The 1,450-nt window shown below is 72.1% G+C and carries 1 protein-coding gene and 1 pseudogene; both read left to right on the top strand.

All coding sequences use genetic code 11. The annotated features are described in order from the left end of the window. A pseudogene (locus R6V09_RS53085) lies at positions 1-620 on the top strand (polysaccharide biosynthesis protein); the annotation flags it as partial. Continuing rightward, a partial coding sequence (locus R6V09_RS53080; RefSeq protein ID WP_317888547.1) for a Wzz/FepE/Etk N-terminal domain-containing protein occupies positions 617-1,450 on the top strand: 834 nt, incomplete at its 3' end. The pseudogene R6V09_RS53085 and the gene R6V09_RS53080, both read left to right, overlap by 4 nt.

Genomic DNA, 1,450 nt, shown 5'->3' with positions numbered 1-1,450 from the left:
CACGGGTGAGCCGCCGGCTGCGCACCGAACCGGAGATCGCCGCGGCGCTCGACTCGCCGTTCCTCGGCACCGTCGACGTGCCCGACGAACGGCACGGGCACCACCCCGAAAGCCACGGCGCACGGGCCCGGATCCGCCGGCTTCTCGGCACCGACATCCGATGGGACATACCGACCCCGCAGCGGTCCGGCGACGAGACCGAGAGGCGCATCCGCTACCGGCGGGTGTGCGCCCGCCTCCGGGACCAACTGCCCGCCCCCCGGCGGCTGCTGGTCGTCGTACCGGAAGGCGACGAGGTCGCCCGGCTGGCCGCAGGACAGCTCGTCGCCGAAGCCACCGGTGATCCGCAGCTGCGAGTGGTGGAGGTCTCGGTGGACCGGCCCATCGTGCCGGACCGCGACACCGAGTCCGGCGCCCTGGCCGTCCTCAGCCCGGGGAGCTGGACCGCCGCGGAACTCGCCGGCATTGCCGAGGCGTGCGCGGACGGCGGGCACGACCTCGTCGGCGTCGTCGTCGCCGGCACGGTCCGACCCCGACCGGCGGAAACCGCCGACCGACTTTCCGACGACGCCACTTTGACGTTCGCGGTCCATGGCCACGCGACAGGAGATCCAGCGTGACGACGAGCACGACTTCGGAGTCGTCGGCTGCCACCCCGCTCCTCGACCTCCAGGCGCTGGTGGTCGCGGTGCGCAGACGCCGCCGTCTGTGGGGCGTCATGGCGTTCCTCGGGATGCTGGCCGGCGCGGCCGTGGCGGTCCTGCTGCCGCCCGCACCGGCCGCGGTGACCAAGGTGCTGGTCGCGCACCAGGAGGACCAGCCGAACGACACCGGAACGCTGATCCGCACCGACGCCCAGTTGCTGGCGACCTCGCGGATCGCCGGCCAGGCCCTGAAGATCCTCAAGTCCCCGGAAAAACCGGAGGACTTCATGAAGGACTACCGGGGCACCGGACTGACCAACAACGTCCTTGAGATCGATGTGACGGGCAAGACCGACGCGGAAGCGGTGGCCCGGGCCAAGGCACTGGCCCAAGCGTTCGTCGCGGACCATGCCAAGCGCATCAACGACATCGCCAACGCCAACGCCCAGGGCCTGCTCGACCAGCAGGCCCGGATGCAGGCGGAACTCGCCGACGTCAACAAGACGATCAACGGCCGGACGCCCGACACCGACCCCAAGGACTCGGCGAACCTCGAATCGCTCTTCGCCCGGCGGGCCGAACTCACCTCACAGATCTCCGACTTCGGCCAGCGCGCCGAGGAGGCCCGGGTCGGCGCACCCCAGCTCGTCGCCGGCACCCAGATCGTGGACGCCCCGCGCGCGGTGCGGCACTCCCTGCCCAAGGCCCTCGTCACCGACGGCGTGGTCGGACTCGTCCTGGGGCTGTTCCTCGGGCTCGCGCTGGCCGCGGTCGGCGTGGTGGTCGCGGACCGGCCCGTGCTGCGC

The sequence above is a fragment of the Streptomyces sp. W16 genome (genome assembly GCF_033194735.1).
Taxonomy (GTDB): Bacteria; Actinomycetota; Actinomycetes; order Streptomycetales; family Streptomycetaceae; genus Streptomyces.
This window is presented reverse-complemented; position numbering and strand designations above follow the sequence as displayed.